This is a genomic window from Roseateles sp. GW821-FHT09B06, from assembly GCF_059418245.1.
On record NZ_JBWKPM010000008.1, the window covers coordinates 186,996 to 193,039 of the forward strand.

The window sequence follows — 6,044 nt, forward strand, 5'->3', positions numbered from 1 at the left end:
AGCCGCTGTTGAACCTCCTGGATGAAAGGACCGTCGTATGAAGATGAGCAAGCTGACCCCTCTGATCGCCGCCTCGATGCTGCTGGGTTCGGGCTGGGCCCTGGCCGATGCCTACCTGGATCCGCCCTTGGTGCCGGCCACCGACCCGGAGCCGCCGCGCAAGCCGCACGACCCCGACGCCGCCCTGAGTCGCGCCGAGGTGGTGGCCGATCTGAACCTGTGGCGCAAGGCCGGCCTGGGCACGCCCGATGGCGACGCGGCCGGGGAGCGCGGCGCGCAGTCCGAGCAGCAGGCCCGGCTGGAGCGCTACATGGAACTGCGCGACAGCCCGGTCTTCCTGGCCGAGGTGGAGCGCGTCGAGCGCGAGCGCATGGCCCAGGCACGCTGAGGCCGCGACCTTCATTTCCCGCAACCGAGCACAAGGAGTACGCCATGAGCATCGGCAATCCCGTCATTGCCTCCGACAAGGTCGAAGGCACGGCCGTCTACAACGCCCAGGGTGAGAAGCTGGGCAGCATCGACAACCTCGTGATCGACAAGCGTTCCGGCCTGGTGCGCTACGCGGCGCTGGAGTTCGGCGGCTTTCTCGGCATCGGCACCGACCGCTACCCGATCCCCTGGAGCCTGCTGAAGTACGACACCGGCCTGGACGGCTATGTCGTGCCGCTGCAGCAGTCGCAGCTCGAGAAGGCGCCGAAATATGCCGACGACCGGACGCCGGACTACACGGACGACTATGGCCGCAAGGTCTACGACTACTGCGGCGTCACCTGGTGAACCGGCGGCGCCCGCTGCCCCTAGCCCCGGGCCTTGAAGGCCGCGTGGAAGGCCACGCGGCCCCGGGGCCAGGGTGCCGTGCCGAAGGCCAGGGCCTGGAAAAACTGGGGCGGCACCTCCGGCAGCACGAGTTCCGGACGGGCCACGAAGCCGAAGCGGCCATAGAAGGCCGGATCGCCCAGCAGCACGCAGCCCGCGGCGCCGCGCTCGCGCAGCGCCGCCAGCGCGGCATGCATCAGCCGCGAACCGATGGCCCGCCCTTGCAGCGGCGGGCTGACCGAGATCGGTCCGAGGCCGAACCAGCCGCCGCTGCCGTCCGAGAGGGTGACCGGCGACAGCGCGACATGGCCGGCGAGCGCGCCGTCCAGCTCCGCCACCAGGGACAGCGCGAGCGCATGCGCCGCGCGCAGCGCGCGGACGACATGCTGCTCGGTGTGGCTGCTGTGCGGGGCCGTGCGGAAGGCCAGCTCGGTCAGGGCGCCGATCGCCTCGGCATCGGCCGGCGTCTCGGGGCGGATCAGCAGGGCATCTTGGTTCACCGGCCTATCCTAGCCCCCTAGCCCCGCGCGCGATCAATGCCCGGCGTGCTTGCCGCCCTCGACCGGCAATACCCGCAGGCGCGCCGCCGGCAGCTTCGGCCCCTCGCCCGGCTGCCCTTCGGCCGGTACCTCGGTCCAGGCCTGTTCGCCCCTCACGCAGCGCTGCAGCACCTTGAACCACAGGGTGCCGGGCCGCTCGGGCAAGGTGGCGCGCAGCACGAACTCGTCGAACCAGTCGTCCTGCAGCTGGTTCGCCTCGCCCTGGGCCACCCAGCTGACCTCGACCACGCCCTCGGTGACCGATTTGCCATGGCTTTCGTAGGGTTGGGCCAGCCTGGCCTTCCTGACGCTCAGGGTCCAACCCGGCTTGGGTTGGGGTTTGGCGCCGCGCAGGCCCTCGGGCAGCTGCACGGTGATGGCGGTGGTGGGCGAGCCGGCGCAGCCATGGCCGACGCGCAGGGCCGCCCGGTAGGCGCTGCCGGCCGGGGCCTGGGGCTGGTCCAGCGCCACATGGGCCCGGGCCGCCCCGGTCAGCAGCAAGAGGGCGAGGGAAAACGGATGGTGCTTCATGGGCCGTCTTTCGTCAGAGGTCAAAACGCAGCTCGGCATGGAAGGTGCGCTGCGGATAGGGGTGGAAATTCCAGTACTGGTAGTTGTTCAGGTTGTCGATGCCGCCGGCCAGGGTCCACTGCTTGCCGATGCGCCACTGGGCGCGCAGGTCGGTGCTGAAGTAGCGGCTGGCGCCCTGATAGGCGAAGCCGTTGGGATCGCTGTTGTCCAGGCTGCTGTACTGGCGGCCGCTGTAGCGTGCGGCCCAGGTCAGGGCCAGGTCCTCGCGGGCCTGCCAACTGGCCACCAGGGTGGCGCGCCAGCGCGGCACGCGCGGCTGCCATTTGCCTATCGTGTCGCCCGGCACGAGCACATAGCCGCGGTTGGCCAGGATGCGCGAGTCGGCATAGGTGAGGCTGCCCTGCAGGCTGAGCTTGCGCAGCGGCGCGGCGAGCGGCGTGCTGCCGGCCAGTTCCAGCCCGCGGGTGCGGATGCGCTCGATGTTCTGCACCGTGTTGGCATTGGTGGCGGGGTTGAGCTGGGCGTAGAGCGCGTCGCGGCTGTCCTCCTGGAAATAGGTGAGGCGCAGGCGCTGCTCGGGCGCCTCGCCCAGCCACTCGGCGCTCAGCTCGCTGGTCCAGCTGCGCTCGGGCTTGAGGTCCGGATCGTTGTTGATCGCCTGGCCCTGGTTGTTGAAACCGCCCTGGAACAGCTCGCTGACCGTCGGATAGCGGATGGCCCGGCCGGTGCTGGCCTTCAGCACCCAGGCGTCGCCGAGGCTCCAGGACAGCGCGGCCTTGGGCGACAGGTCGCTCGCGCGGCGCGCCGGGTGCTGCAGCAGGTTGGCGCCGCTGCTGCTGAGGCCGCGGCGGGCCCGCCATTGCTCGGCGCGCAGGCCCAGCACCGCGACCCAGTCGGGCGCGAAGCGCCAGGCGTCCTGCAGGAACAGCGCGGACAGCTCGGTCTCGCCCTCGAAGCGCGAGGCGGGGCCGGCGCTCGGCTCGCTCCAGCGCCAGTCGCTCAGCGCATAGACGCGGTTGCGCAGCCGGTAGCGCTCCTGCGCGGCGCCGAAATCCAGATGATGTTCGGCCGCGGCGGCCCAGCTGCCCTTGGCGCCGACGGTGGTCCAGCCGGTGCCGGCCTGGTCGGTCAGCCGGCCGGCCTCGGGCAGGGCGGCGCTGCTCGGGGCATAGGCGCGACCGGCGTCGCGGCGGTAGTCGTAATGGCTGGCCGAGAATTCCCAGTTGAGGTCGGGCCGGCCGCGCTGGCGCAGCGTGAAGGCGCTCATCAGATGCTGCAGATCGTCGCGCGTGCGGCCGAAGTCGGACGCGGACAGCGTGTAGCGCTGGCCGCCGATGAGCACCGCCTGGCTGAGGCCGCCGCCATAGCGGTGGTCGACCGGCCGGCCGTCGGCATCGCGCAGCCAACTGCGCGAGCCGCCGTCGCTGGCGTTGTCCCACAGGCCCAGCAGCAGGCTGGCGCTCAGGCCCGGCGCGATGTCATAGGCCAGCTTGAGCTTCAGCTGCTCCTGCACGGTCTCGTATTCGGTGGCGCTGCCGATCAGCCACCAGTCCTGATTGCTGCGGTTGCGTCCCGGTAGCGCGCCGCTGACGGCCAGGCCGCTGCCGCTGGCGCCGCCGGCCAGCGGCTTGGTGGCGAAGGTCTGCGGCTGGCCATGGCTGTCCAGGCGCGCGGCGTGGAGCCACCAGGACCAGGCGCCGGCGCGGCTGCCGATCGCGATGCTGGCCTGGGTGGCGTCGAAGCTGCGGTCCTGGCCATAGAGCTCGTTGTCCTGGCGGCTGTAGCCGAGGCGTGCATGGGCCTCGAAGCGGGTGGGCATGCGGGTCTGGTAGTCCACCACCGCGCCGACCGCATTGCCCGAGTAGGCGGCCGAGAAGGGGCCGTACATCACGTCGACGCGGGCGATCTCCTCCGGCGTGACCATGCCCCAGCGCGGCGTGAAGGCGGCGCCGTTGCCCAGCAGATTGGACAGCGGCACGCCGTCGGCGAACACCAGGGAGCGCGCGCTGTTGCCGGTGCCGCTGGCGCGGGTGGACAGCACCGCATGGTTATAGTCGCCGATATAGCGCTTGCGCACCAGCAGGCTGGGCAGGTATTTGAGCGCGTCCTCGGCATCGGTGGCATTGATCTGACGCGCCAGCTCCTCGGCGTTGATGCCCTCCAGGGTGGTGGGGATGCGGGTGGGCAGCGAGCTGGCGATGCTGCTGCCCTCGACCACCACCAGGCCGAGGCGACGCGGCGGGACCACGGGAACCGTGGCGGCGTCCGCGGCAGCCTCGGGTTCGGCGGCATCGTCGCCGCAATCGACGCAGGCGCGGGCGGCGGGGGATGCGCTCAGGCCGGCCAGCGCGAGCAGGCAGGCCAGCCCGATGCGACTGGGGGCGGCATGCGGATGGTGTTTCATCGCAGACTCCGGATCGTTTCGAATACTGGGAGACCGGGCCGTTTGCGGGTCGTTCGCGGCGGGCCGGTCGGCGCAGGGATCAGAAGCGGTGCGGAGGCGGGGCGCGGGCCGGGGCGGCCCGCCAGGCATGGGGCGTGAGGGCGGCGCCGAGGAAGCGCTCGGGCAGGGCCTGGCGCAGCCCGGTGGCCAGGGCCAGCAGCGGGGCGGGCGGCGGAGGCAGGGCCGGCGCGGCCTGCTGCAGCCGGCACCAGGGGCAATGCTCGGCGTCGCCGGCGCTCAGCGGATCGGCGGGAGCCTGCTTCGCGCTGCTGGCGGCGCTGGAACAGATCTCGGACCACAGCGCCGGCCGGTCGGCCGTGGCGATGCGCAGCAGGGCCGGAAACAGCGCCGCCAGCAGCAGGACCGCGATCGCGATCCAGGCCGTCGGGGCCGCCGTGCCCTGCCGCCTTGTCATGGCATCAATGCTTGTGCGGGTGGGCCATTTCGGGTGCCGGCGCGCGCGCCGGGGCCTTCAGCTCCAGGGTCTCGCGCTTGCCGTCCCTGGCCTCGAACACCAGGGTCAGCGGCACCTCGTCGCCGGGCTTCAGCGCGGTCTTCAGGTCCATCAGCATGATGTGGTAGCCGCCGGGCTTGAACTCGACGGCCTGGCCGGCGCTCAGCTCCAGCGCCGGCAGCGCGCGCATCTTCATCACCGTGCCCTCCATCTTCATCTCGTGGATCTCGGCCACGCCGGCGGCCGGCGAGCGCACCTCGACCACGCGGCCGGCCTGGCTGGCACTGAGCTGCATGAAGGCGCCGGTGGCCTTCTGCTGGGCGACGGTGGCGCGCACCCAGGGCTGGCTGACCTTCAGGGACTTGGACTGGGCCTGGGCCTGGGCGCCCGGTGCGAGCAGGCCCAGGGACAGGGCGGATAGGGCGGACAGGGCGGACAGGGCGGCGGCCCAGCTGCGGATGGGGGGCATGGTCTTCTCCATGGAGGCGGGGGTCGGCCGCGCTGATGCGGCCTGGCGAAAAGGCGCCCGAGGGAGGGCGCCGGCGAAACGGCGCGTCGAGGCTCAGCGCGCGGCCGGTGGCGCGCGGGCGTGGCTGGTGGTCCAGGCGTGGCCGGTGGCGGCCGCGCTGAGGAAGCGTTCCGCGACGGCATGGCCGAGATCGGCACGCAGGGGCGTGGCGGCCGCGGGTGGCGGCGGGGCCAGGTCTTGATGGGCCTGCAGCGAGCACAGCGGGCAATGCTCGAACAGCTGCCGCGGCTCGTCGCCGCCCGGCTGGGGGATGTTGCCCGAGCTGCTGCAGACCTGACCGCTCAGCAGCGGACTAGCGCCGCCCTCGTTCATCGCCTGCGAGATCGCGGGCGCCAGCGCCATCAGCCAGAAGGTCAGGACGACCATCCAGCGGCTGAGCAGCGAGGGGCGGGGCAGGTTGGGCACGGCCGCATTCTAGCGGCCGGCCGCGCGACCTCGGCGATGATCGCGCCGCACCTCGCTTTGTGGCGCCCCTAAGCGGCGCAAGAAGGCGCCCGCGGCGCGTCGGCCGGCCGATCCGCTGGGCGCGAGCCTCGGCGAGGTTCGGGGCGCTGGCGGCGGCGCAGTAGCATGCCGCGATGGATTCCCTGATCGCCGCCGCCGCGCGCGCCCTCGCCGTCGGCGACGCGCTCGCCGCCCTGAAGCGCATCGGCCTGCGCGACGACCCGCCGGCGCTGGCGCTGCGCGGCATCGCGATGGCCCAGCTGGGCGAGCACCGGCGCGCCCGCGAGC

8 protein-coding genes and 1 pseudogene are annotated in these 6,044 nt (G+C 72.4%); 3 read left to right on the plus strand and 6 right to left on the minus strand.

Annotated elements, in window-relative coordinates:
• Window positions 1–37: 37 nt before the first annotated feature.
• Window positions 38–388 (plus strand): hypothetical protein, encoded by a 351-nt coding sequence (locus tag AC07OQ_RS09965; protein ID WP_495052962.1) that lies wholly within the window; start codon window positions 38–40, stop codon window positions 386–388.
• Between the two features lie 44 nt (window positions 389–432).
• Window positions 433–777, plus strand: coding sequence for a PRC-barrel domain-containing protein (locus AC07OQ_RS09970; RefSeq protein ID WP_495052963.1), 345 nt, complete (start codon window positions 433–435; stop codon window positions 775–777).
• Between the two features lie 20 nt (window positions 778–797).
• Here the strand turns inward: AC07OQ_RS09970 and AC07OQ_RS09975 are convergent, their stop codons facing one another.
• The 6 genes from AC07OQ_RS09975 to AC07OQ_RS10000 form a co-directional block, all read right to left on the minus strand.
• On the minus strand, window positions 798–1,301 hold the full coding sequence (locus AC07OQ_RS09975) for a GNAT family N-acetyltransferase (RefSeq protein ID WP_495052973.1): 504 nt from the start codon (window positions 1,299–1,301) through the stop codon (window positions 798–800).
• Between the two features lie 48 nt (window positions 1,302–1,349).
• Complete coding sequence (locus tag AC07OQ_RS09980) at window positions 1,350–1,886, minus strand: YcnI family copper-binding membrane protein (RefSeq protein WP_495052964.1); 537 nt, start codon at window positions 1,884–1,886, stop codon at window positions 1,350–1,352.
• 13 nt (window positions 1,887–1,899) lie between these two features.
• The gene (locus tag AC07OQ_RS09985; RefSeq protein ID WP_495052965.1) at window positions 1,900–4,290 is read right to left on the minus strand and encodes a TonB-dependent receptor; all 2,391 of its coding nucleotides are present in this window, start codon (window positions 4,288–4,290) and stop codon (window positions 1,900–1,902) included.
• Window positions 4,291–4,369: 79 nt separating this feature from the next.
• Complete coding sequence (locus AC07OQ_RS09990; protein ID WP_495052966.1) at window positions 4,370–4,744, minus strand: DUF2946 family protein; 375 nt, start codon at window positions 4,742–4,744, stop codon at window positions 4,370–4,372.
• A 4-nt stretch (window positions 4,745–4,748) separates the two neighbouring features.
• The gene (locus tag AC07OQ_RS09995; RefSeq protein WP_495052967.1) at window positions 4,749–5,252 is read right to left on the minus strand and encodes a copper chaperone PCu(A)C; all 504 of its coding nucleotides are present in this window, start codon (window positions 5,250–5,252) and stop codon (window positions 4,749–4,751) included.
• Between the two features lie 93 nt (window positions 5,253–5,345).
• Window positions 5,346–5,717: a DUF2946 domain-containing protein gene (locus AC07OQ_RS10000; protein ID WP_495052968.1), complete on the minus strand. Its 372-nt coding sequence runs from the start codon at window positions 5,715–5,717 to the stop codon at window positions 5,346–5,348.
• A gap of 173 nt (window positions 5,718–5,890) precedes the next feature.
• Between AC07OQ_RS10000 and AC07OQ_RS10005 the strand changes: the two are divergent.
• Window positions 5,891–6,044, plus strand: a pseudogene (locus AC07OQ_RS10005) (helix-turn-helix domain-containing protein); the annotation flags it as partial.